The organism is Corallococcus terminator, from assembly GCF_003611635.1.
GTDB classification, from domain to species: domain Bacteria; phylum Myxococcota; class Myxococcia; order Myxococcales; family Myxococcaceae; genus Corallococcus; species Corallococcus terminator.
On record NZ_RAVZ01000233.1, the window covers coordinates 1 to 15,953 of the forward strand.

General features: G+C 69.1%; 11 protein-coding genes. 8 read left to right on the plus strand and 3 right to left on the minus strand.

Annotation, left to right across the window (positions count from 1 at the left end):
• Positions 1 to 101 precede the first annotated feature (101 nt).
• The gene (locus D7V88_RS27930; RefSeq protein ID WP_158625165.1) at positions 102 to 1,127 is read left to right on the plus strand and encodes a lipase family protein; all 1,026 of its coding nucleotides are present in this window, start codon (positions 102 to 104) and stop codon (positions 1,125 to 1,127) included.
• 6 nt (positions 1,128 to 1,133) lie between these two features.
• Here D7V88_RS27930 and D7V88_RS27935 read toward each other — a convergent pair whose 3' ends face one another.
• Entirely contained in the window at positions 1,134 to 3,509 is a 2,376-nt protein-coding gene (locus D7V88_RS27935) for a TonB-dependent receptor family protein (protein WP_120543678.1), read from the minus strand.
• A gap of 118 nt (positions 3,510 to 3,627) precedes the next feature.
• The gene (locus D7V88_RS27940; protein WP_167509883.1) at positions 3,628 to 5,148 is read right to left on the minus strand and encodes an NHL repeat-containing protein; all 1,521 of its coding nucleotides are present in this window, start codon (positions 5,146 to 5,148) and stop codon (positions 3,628 to 3,630) included.
• Between the two features lie 180 nt (positions 5,149 to 5,328).
• Between D7V88_RS27940 and D7V88_RS27945 the strand changes: the two genes are divergently transcribed.
• Both D7V88_RS27945 and D7V88_RS27950 read left to right on the plus strand, forming a co-directional pair.
• A complete protein-coding gene (locus D7V88_RS27945; RefSeq protein ID WP_120543679.1) occupies positions 5,329 to 6,552 on the plus strand; it encodes an imelysin family protein in 1,224 nt (407 codons plus the stop codon).
• Between the two features lie 19 nt (positions 6,553 to 6,571).
• Positions 6,572 to 8,005 carry an HTTM domain-containing protein gene (locus D7V88_RS27950; RefSeq protein ID WP_244238434.1) on the plus strand — a complete coding sequence of 478 codons (1,434 nt, stop codon included), beginning with the start codon at positions 6,572 to 6,574 and terminating at the stop codon, positions 8,003 to 8,005.
• On the opposite strand, the gene D7V88_RS27955 is transcribed toward D7V88_RS27950, so the two are convergent.
• Positions 7,995 to 8,885: an HNH endonuclease gene (locus D7V88_RS27955; protein ID WP_120543681.1), complete on the minus strand. Its 891-nt coding sequence runs from the start codon at positions 8,883 to 8,885 to the stop codon at positions 7,995 to 7,997. The two genes, D7V88_RS27950 and D7V88_RS27955, sit on opposite strands and share 11 nt — an antisense overlap.
• Positions 8,886 to 9,070: 185 nt before the next feature.
• Between D7V88_RS27955 and D7V88_RS27960 the strand changes: the two genes are divergently transcribed.
• The 5 genes from D7V88_RS27960 to D7V88_RS27980 all read left to right on the plus strand — a co-directional run bounded on the left by D7V88_RS27960 (position 9,071) and on the right by D7V88_RS27980 (position 15,900).
• Entirely contained in the window at positions 9,071 to 10,516 is a 1,446-nt protein-coding gene (locus D7V88_RS27960) for a glycoside hydrolase family 6 protein (RefSeq protein WP_120543687.1), read from the plus strand.
• A 148-nt stretch (positions 10,517 to 10,664) separates the two neighbouring features.
• Positions 10,665 to 12,026 carry an alginate lyase family protein gene (locus D7V88_RS27965; RefSeq protein ID WP_120543682.1) on the plus strand — a complete coding sequence of 454 codons (1,362 nt, stop codon included), beginning with the start codon at positions 10,665 to 10,667 and terminating at the stop codon, positions 12,024 to 12,026.
• 212 nt (positions 12,027 to 12,238) lie between these two features.
• On the plus strand, positions 12,239 to 14,092 hold the full coding sequence (locus D7V88_RS27970) for a glycoside hydrolase family 15 protein (protein ID WP_120543683.1): 1,854 nt from the start codon (positions 12,239 to 12,241) through the stop codon (positions 14,090 to 14,092).
• Between the two features lie 159 nt (positions 14,093 to 14,251).
• Positions 14,252 to 14,719, plus strand: a complete 468-nt coding sequence (locus D7V88_RS27975) for a DUF3302 domain-containing protein (RefSeq protein ID WP_208726513.1) — start codon at positions 14,252 to 14,254, stop codon at positions 14,717 to 14,719.
• Positions 14,719 to 15,900 carry an HlyD family secretion protein gene (locus D7V88_RS27980; RefSeq protein ID WP_120543685.1) on the plus strand — a complete coding sequence of 394 codons (1,182 nt, stop codon included), beginning with the start codon at positions 14,719 to 14,721 and terminating at the stop codon, positions 15,898 to 15,900. Before D7V88_RS27975 ends, D7V88_RS27980 begins: the two co-directional genes overlap by 1 nt.
• Positions 15,901 to 15,953 lie beyond the last annotated feature (53 nt).

Genomic DNA, 15,953 nt, shown 5'->3' on the forward strand with positions numbered 1-15,953 from the left:
CGAGGGAAGGGGTGGGCGGCATGGGCGCTGCAATCGGGTCCGGGCAACGAACGCGACACCCCGCGCCCCGTTCCACCCGCTGCCCCTTGCTGGGAATGACCATGACGACCTCCACCGTTGCCGCCCACCGTCCGCAGTCCGGCCCCATCACCCCGACGCCGCCGCAGCCCGTGCTGGAAGCCAGCGAGGTGCTGCCGCTGGGGCAGGGGGTGGTCGCGGCCTACTCCGCCTTCAACGGCAAGTCCTACCTGGTGCCCTCGGGCTGGACGCAGGCGGACAACCTCATCGCGTGGGTGCCGCAGGAGGGCGGCGCCGCGGAGGCGTTCGGCCTGTGGTTCACGTCCGACAGCGATTCGAGCACGGCGATGCTCGCGCTGCGGGGGACGGTGACCGCCGCGGACACCCGCGCGGACGAGGAGTACGCCACCACGTCCTTCGTGCCGTACTCCGGTGCGACGATGTCCCCGGTGCCGCAGGTGCACGGCGGGTTCTGGAGCATCTACACGGGGACGGGCAGCACGGTGCCGACGTCGATGCAGGCGCAGGTGTTCGCGTGGCTGGCGGCCAACAACATCCAGACGCTCTACGTGACGGGGCACAGCCTGGGCGGAGGGCTCGCGGAGTTCCTGGCGCTGGACCTGGCGGTGAGCCAACCGTCGCTGAGCGTCACCACCGTCACCTTCGCGGCGCCGAAGGCGGGACTGTCGGATTCCTGGGGAGCGGCCTACGCCCAATACGTCACCAACCCGGCGACGGTGCGCGTCTTGAACCAGTACGACGTGGTGCCCACGCTGCCGCCCGCGCCCCGCTACACGCAGGTGGGCGAGGAGTTCGCCGTGCTCTTCTACAACACGCTCGGGGACACCAGCACGCAGGAGGCGACCATCCGGCATGAGATGGACAACTACCTCGCGGTCCTCACGCAGGCGCTGGCCGCGCCGACGCCGCCGCAGGTCTTCGTCGGCACCTTCCCGGACGGCGTCTACACGGACAGCAGCGGCAATCCGCTCCAGGACACCAGCGTGGCGCCCACGGCCGACAACGTCGCGAGCGCGAAGGCGTCCGCGCAGGCCCTGCCGCGGCCTCCGGTGGCGCAGCCTCCGCGCCGTCAGGTGGCGGTGAGGTAGTCGCGGCTACAGTTGGAACTTGAACCCGCCAATGAGCGTGCGGGGCGCGTTGGGGCGGGCGCCGTAGGGACGGCGTCCGACGATGACCGCCTCGTCCAGCAGGTTGCGGCCGCTCACGTAGAGCTGCCCCCAGCGGGTGATGTTCCAGCTTGCGTTCACGTCGAAGGTCAGCAGGGCGCCTGTCTTCACGCCTTCGGGAATCTCCCCCTGGCCCGCCTCCTCGCGCATGCTGGCCAGGTACGTGGTGCTGATGAAGGCACCCCAGCGCGCACCCTCCACGCCCACCGACGCGTAGAGCTGGTGCCGGGGCACGTACGGCAGTTCGTCTCCCGCCATCACGTTGCCGAACTGCGGATCCGACGAACGGAAGTCATTGAGCAGTTTCGTGCGCGTGAACGTGTACGACGCCGTCAGCGGGAAGGTGAGGCCGCCACCCGGACGGAAGGTCTTCTCCGCGAAGGCTTCCAGGCCGTAGATGTTCGCCGCGCCCGCGTCCACCTGCCGGTCCAGATTGTCGTTGAGACAGCCATTGGAGAAGGTGCAGACGTCGGTGAGGTTGGAGTAGTCGTTGAAGAAGCCCACCACCTCGAAGCGCTCGCCCCGGCGGGACCAGCGCGCGCCGGCCTCGTAGTTGATGCTCTTCTCCGCGGACACTTCCTGGGGCTGTCCCGGCGCGGGCGGGGAGAAGCCCCGGTAGGCCCCCGCGAACAGGCCCAGCACCGGGGTGATGGCGCCGTACACGCCCACGCCCGGCATCAGCGCCTCCAGCGAGCCGTGGTCCACGGTGCCCGCCAGCGTGTCGTGGGACTTGGAGCGGATGATCTCCAGGCGCACGCCCGGCGTCACCACCAGCGGGCCCCAGGCGATGGCGTCCGTCGCGTGCAGCGCGAGCGCGTGCGTGGAGTCCTTGTTGTCGGCGGTGACCTGCGTGGGGCCGCCCTCGGGGACCAGCTCCCCGCCCACCATCAGGAAACCGTCCTGCGTGTGGCGGCGGTCGATGCTGTCGTAGTGGTAGCGCACGCCGAACTCGGCGTTGTGCGACAGCGGGCCCGTGGTCGCCGTCCAGCGGGCGACGCTCTGGATGCCCTGGCTGACGAAGACGCGGTGGTTGGGCCCGATGAGGATGGCCTCGCCCGGGGTGGACGAGTCCAGCTCCCCCGTCAGCACGCCGTAATAGATGGCGTTGCGCGCGCTGGTGGGGTCCGCGAGCACGTCGGAGATGGAGACGCCGCGGAAGCTGTTCACCTTGCGCCAGGCACGCTCCAGGTCCTGGCGGTACAGCGACGTCGTCACCGCGATGTCGCGACCTTCCAGCACGTGGCTGAGCACCGCCTGCGTGCGGTGCCACTGCATGTGGTCGAACTGGCTGGCCTTGTAGCGGCGCAGCGGGTTGGCGGCGAAGTCCGCGTCCGACAGGCCCAGGTACGTTTCGTTGGAGCCTTCGTCGGAGTAGCCCAGCTTGAGCTGGAGCGTCTGGCGCAGCTCCCCGTCCGGCACCAGCCGGTAGCGGGCCTTGGCCATCCATTCGTTGCGGTGGAAGCCGGTGGAGGCGTCGCCGTTGTCGATGTCCTTGAAGCCGTTGCTGCGCAGGTGGACGCCTTCGATGAGGAAGCCCGCGCGTTCGGTGCTCGCGCCGAAGAAGCCGTGCGCCTTGCCGTAGAGGTACTGGCCGCCCGCGAGGTCCAGGCCGAAGGACTCCTGCGCCGGGATGTCCCGGGTGATGAGGTCCACCGAGCCGCCCACCGTCTGCGGACCCTGCTGGATGGAGGAGGGCCCCTTGAGCACGCGCACCGACTGCATGCGCGTCATCAGGGGGAAGTAGTACGCGGCGGGCGCGGAGTAGGGCGCCGGCCCGAAGAGGATGCCGTCCTCCAGCAGCGTGACTTTCTTGCTGCGGTCCGGGTTCACGCCGCGCAGGCCCAGGTTGGGGCGCAGGCCGAAGCCGTCCTCGCCGCGGCCGTACACGCCCGGCACGGACTGGAGGATGGCCTGGGGGTCGTCCAGCTCGTAGCGCTGGAGCTTCTCCGGCTTGAGGATGTGGATGGAGCCGCTCGTCTTCGTCTCGGACGTGCCCACCACCACGCTCTCGAACCTGCGGGAGTTCTCCGGCGCGGTCTCCACGACGGGCGCGTCGGCGGGCGCGGGCGTCTGTCCAGACGGTGCGGCGGGCTCCACGGAAGCGGCGGACTCCGCGGGCGCGGCGGCGGCCGGCTCGGGCGCGGGTTGTTCGGACACGGGTGGCGAAACAACCGGTGCGGCTTCGGGCGTCGGGACGGGCGAGGCCTCCGACGGCGGAGGAGGCGGGTCCTGAGGCGACTGTGCCGACGCCGACGAGGAGACGACGAAGGAAACCACCGCGACTGCCCAGGTCCGTGCACCCATGAAACGAAGACTCCCGGAGGTACGTGCGAAAAAGCGCGGCGGTCGCCCGGGCCGACGGGGAAGGCCCCCGCCGGCCCCGGAGGACCGCCGCTTACCGCGACAGCGAGCGAGGCGCGCTTTACTTCGCTTCGGCGACGCCCACGATGACGATCTTGCCGTCGGACTGGATGACGACGCTGCGCGCCACCTCTTCCAGCTTGCCGGGGATGACGTTCACCGTGACGATGCCACCCGTGCCGAAGGCGGTGTCGCGCGTGCCGTCCAGGTTGAAGCGCGCGATGGCGAACTGGTTGTCACCCGCCTCGGTGACGAAGCCCGTGGCGTACACCTTGCCGTCCAGGCCGAAGTTCACGCCCCAGAAACGGTCGTTGGCCGTCTCGGAGAAGGGCACCGGGTTGGAGAACTCCACGCCGGTCGCCACATTGCGGATGAGCAGGACCGCGTCGTCGTCCTCCGAGCCACCGGCGCGGAAACCCGCGGCGGCGACGTACTCGACACCGCCCACGTCGGCGTGCGCCACGTCGAAGAAGGCCTGGTCCGGGCGGTCGAAGTCGTACAGCTTGTAGCCTTCCGTGAAGCCGGGCGCCGTGGCCGGCTGACCGTCCTTGGTCACCTGCACCGCCATGGGCTGGACCTTGCCCGCCGTCCGGACGCCGCTGCCCACCATGAACACGCTGTCGTCCTTGAGGGCCACCGCGTCACGGCCGCGGTCGTTGTCGCCCGTCAGGTTCAGGATGAACGAACCATTGGTGCCGTACGTGGGGTCCAGCACGCCTGCCGCCGTGTAGCGGAAGGAGATGAGGTCCACCGTGCTGCCCCCCACGCCCGCCGCGCGGCCGTAGCCGGTGGTGACGTAGGAACCCGTGGACTGCCGGACCGCGGTGTAGGCCTCGGAGATGCCCCACTCCGCCGTCACGTCATTGGTGGCGAACGGCGCGGAGTTCACCACGCCCTTGGAGCCGAAGGTGGCGTCGGGCGTGCCGGCCTCGGTCAGGCGCAGCATCACGACGCGGTGGGCGCTCTGCGCGCCCACGCCCGTGGGCTGGCTCAGGTAGCCGGCGGAGAGGATGGTGCCATCCGCCTGCACGAAGCCGTGGCGCGCGGTGTCGCCCAGGCCGCCGATGTCCAGCGCGTACATGCCCTTGACCGCGGGGGCTACGGCGCCCGCGTTGAAGGTCTCGTCCAGCGCGCCGGCGGTGGTGATGCGGGCGACGACGCGGTCGGTGTCAGAGCGGGTGGCGCCTTCCGCCTTCTTGGAGCCGAACACCACCACGCGGTTCTGCGTGTCGCGGTCCGCGGACCAGAGGGCGTCACGCGCCGCGCCGGCGCCCGTGCCCAGGCTCACCCGCGCGATGCCGCCCGTGCCGAAGGTGTTGTCGAGCGTGCCGTTGGTGTTGAGGCGCACGAGCGCCAGGTCCGAGTCCGGCGTCGCGGTGGTGCCGGCGTCCGTGCTGGTGCCCGCGTCCGTCTGGGTGCCGGCATCCGTGTTGGTGCCCGCATCCGTCTGGGTGCCCGCGTCCGGCGTGGGGGTGGGCTCCTCGTCATCGCCACAGGCGCCCAGCGCGGCCACGGTGGCGCCCAGGACCAGCATGCTGGGCAGCAGCTTCTTGAAGCTCCGGTGCTTCCTCTGATTCGACATGGATACCCTCGGGTGGGTGGGTCGAAAATGAGAACGATTCTCAGATTCAATTTCTTCTACGGGGCTGCCTGCGTAGTCCCCGGGGTATTTGAAGTCAAGGCGAGGGCCGGTGTTTCCCTCTGGGGCGCACAGAATCGAGAATGATTGTCAGTCTCAAGAGGCGTTGATACTGCGAAGGGCATGATCCTCTCGCGAACCCGTCCTGATGCGCCCTCCCGTTGGGGAGTGAGGGCCCTGGCGTTCACCGCGGCGCTGTCGCTGGCGTGCAGTGACAGCAAGCCGAAGCCGGTGGATCCGCCGCCCCCGGGCGAAACCGACGTGCGCGCGGAGCTGCTGAGCGCGACGGGCGCGTGCATCCTGGGCACGGCGCGCGACTTCCTGCCGAAGGCCACGGCGTTGCAGGCGGCGACGGCGGCGTTGAGGGACGCGCCGGATGCGGCGGCGGTGACAGCGGCGCGCACGGCGTTCCATGAAGCGATGGACGTGTGGCAGGTGATGGAGTCGATGCAGGTGGGGCCGGCGGCGATGCGCAGCAGCCCGGGCGGCGCGGAGATCCGCGACAACATCTATTCGTTCCCGCTCACCAACCGGTGCTCCGTCGAGGAGCAGATCGTGTCGAAGGGCTACGAGTCGGCCAGCTTCTCCTCCAGCCTGGTGACGCGGCGCGGTTTCGTGGCGCTGGAGTACCTGCTGTTCCACGAGGGCGCGGACACGGCGTGCGGCCCCAATTCGGCCATCGTGGCGCAGGGGACGTGGGCGGCGCTGACGGCGGAGGACCGGGCGGCGCGCAAGCGGGCGTACGCGGCGGTGGTGGCGGCGGACGTGAGCACGCGCGCGCAGGCGCTGGTGGAGGCGTGGGCGCCGGAGGGCGGCAACTTCCAGAAGACGCTCGCCACGGCGGGTTCGGGCAACACGGTGTTCCCGTCCACGCAGGTGGCGCTCAATGCGATGAGCGACGCCATCTACTACGTGGAGCGCGAGGTGAAGGACCAGAAGCTGGCCCGGCCGCTGGGGCTGCGCGACTGCTCGTCGGCCACGTGCCCGGAGCTGTTGGAGTCGCAGTTCGCGGGCCGCTCGAAGCAGAACCTCATCCAGAACCTGAAGGGCTTCCGGCGCATCGTGGAGGGCTGCGGCGCGGACTACTCGGGGCCGGGCTTCGACGACGTGCTGGTGGCGGCGGGCGCGGAGGCCGTGGCCACGCGGATGCACGAGCAGGCGGTGGAGGCCGAGGCGGCGCTGGCCGCGGTGGAGGAGGCGGACCTCAAGCAGGCGCTGGTCGATGACAGGGCGTCCGTGCAGCGGCTCTATGACGACTTCAAGGGCATCACGGACGTGCTGAAGACGGACTTCATCACCACGCTGGACCTGGAGCCGCCCGCGGGCCTCGAGGGAGACAATGACTGAGTCCGCTGGAGGCGGGGACATGACGTCCTCGCGTCCATGGACACGGCTCTGGGCACGGCTGCTGGCGCCCCGGGACATCGCCGCGCTGGCGGCGTTCCGGGTGGCGCTGGGCCTGCTCATCGCCATCTCCGCGGTGCGCTTCCTGGCCTATGGCTGGGTGGGCGTCCTCTTCGCGCAGCCGAAGTTCCGCTTCACCTATTGGGGCTTCGGTTGGATTCCGCCGCTGCCCTCGTGGGGGATGCCCGCGCTCTTCATGGCGCTGGGCGTGCTGGGCGTGCTGCTGATGGTGGGGCTGTTCTACCGGGTGACGGTGGTGTTGCTGTTCGCGGTGTTCGCCTACGTGCAGTTGTTGGACGTGACGAACTACCTCAATCACTACTACCTGGTGAGCCTGCTGCTGGCGTTGATGTGTTTCATTCCGGCGCACCGGGCCTTCTCCGTGGATGCGTGGCGCAGGCCGGCGTTGAAGCGGGACTGGCTGCCGGCGTGGTGCACGGACCTGCTGCGCTTTCAGGTGGCCGTCGTCTACGTGTTCGCGGGGCTGGCGAAGTTCACCTCCGACTGGCTGGTGCACGCGCAGCCGCTCAACATCTGGCTGGCCGCGCGCACGGGGCTGCCGTGGGTGGGGCCGCTCCTGGAGCAGCGCTGGATGGCGTACGCGGCGGCCTGGGGCGGGATGCTGTTCGACAGCACCATCGTGCTGTTCCTCGTGTGGCGGCGTACGCGCCCGTTCGCGTACGTCGTCGTGCTGGGCTTCCACGCGGTGACGTTCGCGCTGTTTCCCATCGGGATGTTCCCTTTCATCATGGTGACGGGGGCGTTGGTGTTCTTCGACCCTTCGTGGCCTCACGCGCTCTGGGCCCGGGTGCGGCGGCTTCCGTGGAAGGGCGTCGCGCCTTCGTCCGGGTCCGTGGTGGCTGGCGTGCCCGGATGGAAGGGGCGGGTGGCGCTGGGCGCGGCCGTGGTCTACGCGCTCCTCCAGGTGCTGCTGCCTTTGCGCACGCATGCCTATGGCGGCAACGTGCTCTGGCATGAGCAGGGCATGCGCTTCTCCTGGCGGGTGATGACGCGGGAGAAGAACGGCAGCGCGACGTTCATGGTGCGTGACAGCGTCACCGGCCGGGAGTGGCACGTGCCGCCCAGCCAGTACCTCTCGCGGTTGCAGGAGCGGGAGATGGCGGTGCAGCCGGACCTCATCCTGCAACTGGCCCACCGCATCGCGCGGGACTACGAGGCGAAGACGCAGCACCCCGTGGAGGTGCGCGCCGACGTGCGGGTGTCCCTGAACGGCCGGCTGTCGGAGCCGCTCGTGGATCCCACCGTGGACCTGTCGCGCGAAGAGGACGGCCTGGGGCCCAAGCCGTGGATCCTCTCCGCGCCCCAGACGCCGCCGGTGCACCTGCGCCCCACGCGCACCTCGCGGGCTTCACGTGGCGCTGGCGTCAACCCTTGAAGACGTGATCCCGGTGCCACTTCAGGTAGCTGGGGTGGGGCCGCCACTCGGGGCGCTCGGGGAGGCGCAGCTTTCGGTGGGGTTGGATGATCCGGCCCAGCTCCTCGGGCACTCCTCTCGTCGCCAGGAGCACGCGGTGATCGTCGTCGATGGAGACGAGGCCGCGGTCGAACATCCAGTGGACCGTGCCGGTCAGTGCCAGGCCGTTGCGAACCGAGTCTGGGCCGTGTGAGGCCACGGGCTGGATGTGGGCCGCCTGGACCTCCGGTCTTCCTCCACCATTGATGAGTTTCAGGCCGGAGATGGCACAGGTCCGGTCGTAGGCGCGGCGCACGTTGTGGCGGAAGGCTTCGTCGCGGAAGGGGCGCGAGACGACCAGTTGTTCCAGCGGACGCTCCGGGTAGACGGGGAGGGGTTCCGCGACACCAGGGAGGGGTGTGAGCTCCCACGGCTCGTAGTTCCTGTGGAAGCCCAAACGGACGATGAGTTCGAACTCCTTGTCGTCCAGCGGGCGGACCGCGCGGCCGAAGGCGCCCTTGTTGGTGCTGCCATCCGCCTTGCGTAGCGCGCCCTCGTAGTAGAGGTCTCCCTCCCGAAACGGCACGGGATGATCGAACTCGAGGAAGTCCTCGATGAGCGCGTAGTGGTGGCCGGGGCGGTTCCTGTCCTCTTCCACCCGCTCGACGCGCGCGACGGCGAAGTACGCCTGCCGTCCGTCCGAGCTTCCCGGTCCGCTGGCCCGGCGGGGTTCGTAATAGAGGACCATCTCCCCCACCGCGGCCTCCACCTGGCGCAGGTATGTGCGCGGGAAGTGATAACGGACCTCAGGCTGGTCGTCGTAGGCCGAACCTTCCGAGGTGGTGAAGACGGCCTTCGTCATGGCGCCAGGTTAGGGCCCACGGCGCGGGGTGTACATGTGTCGGTTCTCCGCGAGCGCGCGGGGTCGCCCCCTCGCCGGCACTGTTTCAGTAAGATTCCGTACATAGCTGAAATAGCTGATTAACCTTGTATCCCGGACTCAGCCTCCGCATGAATGGTGACTCCCCCCGTGGTGAGGAGTTCGTCATGCGTTCCCCTGGTCTGCTCCGCTGGCTGTCGCTTCCGTTGGTGTCGTTGTTCGCGTCCTGTGGTCCCGCCGCTCCGGAGGCTCCGGCTGAAGCTCCGGTGGCCGTGCAGGAAGCGGCGCTCACCGAGCTGCTCTCCAACGGTGGCTTCAACAACGGCACCACGGCGCCGTGGTGGAACAACGCGAGCACGCAGTCGTATGTGGAGAGCAACCAGTGGCGCGTGGACGTGGCGGCGAACACGGCCAACGCGTGGGATGCCATCGTGGGGCAGAGCGGCCTGACGCTGGTGAGCGGTCGGGCGTACACGCTGGCCTTCACCGCCAGGGCCACGGCGACCATCACCGCGCGCGTGACGGTGCAGCAGGACGCCGCGCCCTATGCGACGACGCTCACCCAGACCTTCACGCTGGACGGCACCTCAAGGCGCTTCACCTTCCCGTTCACGTCCTCGCTGTCCACGGGCGTGGGGCAGGTGACGTTCCAGTTGGGCGGGCGGGCCAATGCCGTCACCGTGCGGCTGGATGACGTGTCGCTCACCACGGAGAGCGGCTCCACGGGCTCCGGCCCGGTGGCGATGACGAGCGGCTTCTACGTGGACCCCAACTCCAACCCGGCGGTCTGGGTGCGCGCCAACGGCGGGGATGGCCGCGCTTCGCGCATCAATGCCTCCATCGCCAGCAAGCCCATGGCGCGCTGGTTCGGCAACTGGAGTGGGGACATCACCCAGGCGGTGTCCAGCTTCGTCGGCGCGGCGGACGCGGCGGACAAGCTGCCGGTGCTGGTGGCCTACAACATCCCGGGCCGCGACTGCGGCAGCCACTCCGGCGGCGGGGCGGGCAGCGCGGACGCGTACCGCTCGTGGATCTCCGCCTTCGCGGCGGGGCTCGGCAACCGGCCCGCGGTCGTCATCATCGAGCCGGATGCCCTCGCGCAGCTCGACTGCCTCCCCAACGACTCGGAACGCCAGACGCGGCTGGGCCTGCTGCGCTACGCCTCCGAGCAGTTCCGCGACCGCGCGCCCAACACCTGGGCGTACATGGATGGAGGCAACGCGCGGTGGATCGGCGCCGACACGACGGCGCAGCGGCTGGAGTCCGCGGGCGCGCGCAACGTGCGCGGCTTCTCCCTCAACGTCTCCAACTTCTACTCCGCCAGCGAGTCCGCCACGTTCGGCAACGCGGTCAACGCCGCGCTCTCCAGCCGCTATGGCTACACGCGGCAGTTCGTCGTGGACACCAGTCGCAATGGCAATGGCTCCAACGGCGAGTGGTGCAACCCGGGGGGCCGCAAGCTGGGCACGCCTTCACAGACGGGCGGCGGCGCGGAGATGCTGCTCTGGGTGAAGGTGCCGGGGGACTCGGATGGCAACTGCGGCATCGCCCCGGGGACGCCCGCCGGTCAGTTCAGCCCGGACCTGGCGAACCGTCTCATCGACGGCACCTGAGGCCCTGCTGTTGACGTGATTCGGGCCCGTTCAGGAATGCGCATCCTGACCGGGCCCGAGCCTTGTCCTGGAGTCACACCGGCCCCGCGAGGGGCCTTGTTGTTCACTCTTCTCGATAGGAACGGTCATGACGTTGGAGACTCGGTGGATGCGTTCTCCCCGCTCACGCCTGCGGGCGCTGGTGGCGGGGGTGGTGCTGGCGGGTGGCACGGCCTGCGGACCGGAGGACGCGCAGGATGCGGCTTCGCTCACCCAGGTGGAAGCGGAGGCGACGGCGCTGCCCACGGCGGGCGGTGGCATCTTCATCACCGCGGCGGAGCTCACTCGCGCGCGTCAGCGGGCGACGGCGACGACGGAGCCCTACGCGGAGAACGCTCGCATCCTGAAGGGACGCGCGGACGCGGCGCTGACGGCCACGCCGAAGCCGTTCCGGATGACGAACATCGCCGCCATCACGTACCACTGGTGCTCGCCGGACACGGACGGCATCGACAACTCGCTGGCGGACGCGACGGGCAAGTTCACGGACGACTCGGACCGGATGCGCTCGCTCGCGCTCCAGTACGCCGTCGGCGGGGACGCGAAGTACGCGACGCGCGCGGCGCTGTTCCTGAAGACGTGGGCGTCACAGCACACGCCCGTGAACCTGCACGACCTGCACGTGGACTACGCGGCGGCGAAGCTGGATGGCCAGACGGCGGACTACTGCTCCGACCGTCCGTGGAACTTCGCGCTGGATGGCCTGTTCCAGGCGTATGGCCTCATCAACGCCAGCGACGCGTACGTGCTGCTCAAGCGCAACGGCCACACGTTCAGCGCCACGGATGACGCCGCCATCCGCGAGTGGCTGCGCAAGTCCGCCGAGGCCGTCAACTCCAGCTTCCAGGCGTGGACGCGCTGGGCGGACACGCACCCCTCCTCCGGCGCCTTCACGCGCTACCGCTCCGACAACCACCTGAGCTGGGGGCTCGCGGGGCTGCTGGCCGCGTCCGTGGCGCTCCAGGACAGCGCGCTCGCGGGCTACGTGCTGGACGGCACCGCGTGGACGGACCGCCGCAACGGCGCCTATGCCAATCCGTCCTTCATCAAGGACGTCATCAACCGCGCCATCGAGTCCGGCACGGGCACCGCCAACGAGGGCCGCATCTACGAGGAGAAGATCCTCCGCGACCCGCCCATCGGCTATTCGCTCTTCCACCTGTGGGCCATGTCGCTGGTCGCGCGCAACGCGGAGGTCAACTACGCGCGGCCGGGCTTCTGGGACTACGCGGGCCCGGGCGGCGGCACCCTGCACAAGGCCTACACGCGCTATGCGGCCTTCATCCTGGGCGAGCGTGCTTCACCCCAGGCCTCGGAGGCGGCGCCCAAGGACTACCGGTGGCTGTACGAGTTGGGCTACGCGCAGTGGCCGGAGGCGCGGCTGAAGAGCGCCATCCAGGTGGGCACGCGCAACCGCTTCATCGTGCAGAGCATGGGTCCCGTCACGCTGGTGGTGGGGGAGCCGCTCTAGCGGAAGGCAGGCCCTCTCCCCTCGGGTGCGAACCCGGGGGGAAGGGAGTCGTCAGGCGGGCGCCAGGTGCTGGCTGGCGTTCGGCCTTCATCGACAGCGCTCCACCGCCCGCGCGCAGTGGCTTCACGACTGCGAGCCCTCGTCGCGGATTGCACCCTGGGTGTGGGGGGCTACCTTTTTCGGAGAGTCACCTGACACGCAGGGAGGAATGAATGGCTTCGACTTCGACAGAGACCTTTCAAGCGAAGGAAGCGCCCAGGACTGGGTGGGGAGGCGAGACCCGGGCGGAGCCCGGTCTGCTCATCGAGGACCACGCGCTCCTGGGAGACCTGTACACGGCCGCGCTCGTGGCCCGTGACGGCTCCATCGACTTTCTCTGCCTCCCGGATTTCGACTCCGATGCGTGCTTCACGTCGCTGCTCGGAACCCCCGAGAACGGGCGGTGGAAGCTGGCTCCGAAGACGCCCGTGCGCGAGGTGCGACGCCGCTACCGCGACAAGACCCTCATCCTGGAGACGGAGTTTGATACCGACTCGGGCACGGTGCGTCTCGTGGACCTCATGCCCATCCGCAAGGGGGCCCCCCACCTGGTGCGCTGGGTGGAGGGAGTCCGCGGCACGGTGACGATGCGCTCCGATCTGCGTCCCCGGTTCGCCAATGGTTACACCGTCCCCCTGGTGAGCCAGCAGGATGGAGCCACCGCCGCCATCGCCGGTCCAGATGCGGTCTACCTGCGAGGCGGTAATGGCAAGGGGGCTCCTCCTTTCGAAGCGGAGTTCACGGTTCAAGCAGGTCAGCGGATCCCCTTCGTCCTCTCCTGGGCCCGGTCCTATGACGATCGCCCCGCGATGATCGATCCGGAGGTCGCCCTGCGTGAGACGCAGGCCTACTGGGAGGACTGGGCCTCGCGGATCCGCCCGCCCGCCGAGTACGAGGACGCGGTCGTGCGCTCGCTGCTCACCCTCAAGGCGTGCAGCTTCCAGCCCACGGGGGCGGTTGTCGCCGCGCCCACGTTCGGGCTCCCGGAGACACCGGGTGGGGAGCGCAACTGGGACTACCGGTTCTGCTGGATTCGCGACTCGGTCCTGACGTTGAACGCGCTCATGCGCGCCGAGCTCCTGGATGAGGCGGGTGCGTTCGGCCACTGGCTGGTGACCGCCATCGGAGGCGCTCCGGACCAGTTGCAGATCATGTATGGCATCCGGGGCGAGCGGCGCCTCACCGAGATCCCGCTGGACTGGCTGAGTGGATACGAAGGGGCTCGCCCCGTGCGGATAGGAAATGGTGCCTATACGCAGTTCCAGCTCGACGTCCTGGGCGAGTTCGCCGCGGTCCTCTACCTTCATGCGCAGCAGGTGGGCCGGATGTCGGAGCGCGCCGCGCAGGAGCTCAAGATCTTCGCGACGCGGGTGTCCGAGGTCTGGACGCTACCCGACCATGGCATCTGGGAGATGCGGGGGCCGAAGCACTCGTTCACCGCCTCCAAGGTGTCGGCGTGGGTCACCATCGATCGCTGGGTGCGCTCGATCGAGGAGTACGGCTTGAAGGAGGACACGGCGCCGTGGGTGGCGCTGCGGCAGACCATCTTCGATGAGGTGTGCAGCAAGGGCTTCGATCCCCAACGCAACACGTTCACGCAGTACTACGGCTCGAAGGGAGTGGATGCGAGCCTGCTCTTCATTCCGATGAGCGGGTTCCTCCCACCAGAGGATCCCCGCGTCGCCGGAACCGTGCGGGCCATCGAACAGGAGTTGATGCCGGATGGCCTGGTGCTGCGCTACCGGACGGAGGACAGCGTCGACGGTCTCTCCGGCGAGGAGGGCGTGTTCCTCGCCTGCTCCTTCTGGCTCGCGAACACCTACAAACTCATGGGAAGGACCGAGGATGCCCGGCGGCTGCTCGACAAGCTGATGGGGCTCTGCAACGACGTGGGCCTGCTCGCCGAGGAGTACCTGCCGCGTGAGCGCAGGGCGCTTGGCAACTTCCCCCAGGCGTTCAGCCATCTGGCGCTGGTGAACTGCGTCTACGAGATCGTCGGCAAATCCAAACGCTCACTGGATTCGTAGGTCGCGAGGAGAAGGCACCGCGCGAGTGTCCGGCCGGGAGCGCGGTGCCAGCCGGCGCGTGAACAGTGATGTCGGACTGGAGTGCCGCGCGCCCGGGTCCTCACTTGACGGTGGAGTGTCCCCTCCTAGCTTGTCGGCGGAGCTGGGGGGGCGGGGACCATGAGTGGATCACGAGGGGCAATCACCGCCGCGATGCGGTGGTTGGGACTGGTGGCGTCCTGGGTTCCTTTCTCCGCGCAGGCGTCGTTGTTCAGCGGGGACGCGCTGGACACCGCGGCGGACGTGATGAGCTGGGTCGTCATCGTCATCGCCCCGGTGGTGCTCATCGCCGCGTTCTGGATGCTCCACATCCTCCCGGAGAAGATCGCGGAGAAACGCCACCATCCGCAGTTGGAAGCCATCAAGACGCTGTGCTTCCTGTCGCTGTTCTTCGGGGGACTCCTGTGGCCCCTGGCGTGGATCTGGGCCTACTCCAAGCCCACCCTGTACAAGTTGGCGTACGGGGAGGACCGCGTCCGTCCCGCGCACGGCCCGGAGCTCGCCGAGGCGGGCGAGGCTGGGCACCCGGCCCATCATGCGCCGCCCTCCGAGGGTTCGTCCCCCGATGAGCGAGGGGAGCCGCACTGATGGAACTGCTCCTGCTCCTCGTCTACGCGTTCATCGTCTGGCTGCTCTTCTTCAAGTTCAAGCTGTTGCCGTGGACCTTCGTCTCCCAGGTCATCGTCGTCACGCTGCCCGTCATCGGCATCGCGGTGTTGCTCCTGCTGGCCAACGTGTACGCACCGTCCTCGTCGGACGCGCGGGTGATGAACTACGTGGTGCAGGTCGTGCCGCGGGTCTCCGGGCGCGTCATCGAGGTGCCCGTCCAGCCCAACAGTTCGGTGAAGAAGGGCGACGTGCTCTTCCGCATCGACCCCGAGTCCTCGCGGCTGGAGGTGGAGGGGATGAGGGCCAAGGTGAAGGAGCTGGAGGCGAAGGTCGCGGGCGCCCGGGCCATCGAGCGGCAACTGATATTGGAGCGCAAGACCGCCCAGGGGCGGCGGGCGTCCGTCGCGGCCCGGCTGGACCTGGTCCGCAGGCGCATCCGGCAACACACGGTGCTTGTCTCCAGCGGGGCGGGCAATCAGTTCGATTTGCAGGAGGTGCAGTCGGAGGCCCGGAACCTGGAGGGGGAGCTGGCCGCGGCGAACGCCGCCGTGGGGCAGGCCACGCAGAAGCTGGAAGCGCGCACCGAGGATGGGACGCTCGTCGACCTCGCCCAGGCGGAGGCCGGGGAGCAGCAGGCGCGCGCGACGTTGGCGGACGCGGAGTGGCGCCTCAAGGAGACCGTCACGTATGCGCCCGCGGATGGGACGGTGGTGAACCTCCAACTGCGCGCGGGCTCCTACGCGGCGGCGCTCCCCATCACTCCGGTGATGAGCTTCGTGGAGGACGAGCAGTACGTCATCGCCTACTTCAATCAGAACGAGCTGCACCAGGTCCGGCCGGGCAACGAGGCGGAGGTCACGCTGCTGACGTTCCCGAACCGGATCATCAAGTGCCGCGTCGAATCCGTGGTCTGGGCGACCGGGCAGGGGCAGCTTCCCGTCTCTGGAGTCGTCCCCGAGACGGGGTTTCAAACCCCGCCTCCCGGGCGCTACGCCGTCAAGCTCGCCGTCGAGCACGCGGAGGATGACGTGATCCTCCCGGCGGGAGCGCACGGACACGCCGCCATCTACACCGACGCGGTCCACCCGGTGCACGTCCTGCGCAAGGTGATCCTCCGCGTGGGCACCAAGCTGGACTGGCTGATTCTCAAGCTGCACTGAGGAAGGGCGGAGCATGTTCGAGCACCAAGGGCGGGTGGGGCTCCGGGTCGGGG